The 470-nt window shown below is 65.5% G+C and carries 1 protein-coding gene; it reads left to right on the top strand.

Annotated features, from left to right (window positions below):
- Window positions 1-470, top strand: a 470-nt coding sequence (locus tag DEQ92_RS22395; protein ID WP_147299591.1) for an ABC transporter substrate-binding protein, incomplete at both ends; no start/stop codon positions are given.

Here is a 470-nt window from a genome sequence, read left to right as displayed (position 1 = left end):
TACCTGCTCGGTCCGTACTCCAGTACGGTGACGCTCCCGGCGAGCGCAGTCGCCGCGCAGAATCAGAAGCCGATGGTCGAGGGTGGCGGTGCGAGCCCCGAGATCTTCGCGCAGGGCAACGAGTGGATCTTCGGCCTCCTGCCGACGGCCAACAAGTACGCGAAGAGCTACATCGATATGTGCCTCGCGCAGGACGAGACGCCGGAGTCAATCGCCATCCTCGCCGAGGACGGCACGTTCAGCCAGTCCACCGCCGAGGGCGCGCGAAACAAGATCGAACAGACCGACCTCGAACTGGTCGTCGACCAGACGTTCCCCTCGGGGACGTCGGACCTCTCGACGAACCTCGGTCGGGTGCGCGACGCCGGTGCGGACGTGCTGCTCCTCTGTGCGCACCAGAAGCACAACATCATCCTGGCGAACCAGATGGAGAGCCAGGGCGTCAACGTCGACGCCGCGATGGGGACGGT

The organism is Haloferax sp. Atlit-6N (genome assembly GCF_003383195.1).
Taxonomy (GTDB): domain Archaea; phylum Halobacteriota; class Halobacteria; order Halobacteriales; family Haloferacaceae; genus Haloferax; species Haloferax gibbonsii.
Note: the sequence above shows the minus strand (reverse complement) of the source record. Positions and strands in the feature narration are given on the sequence as shown.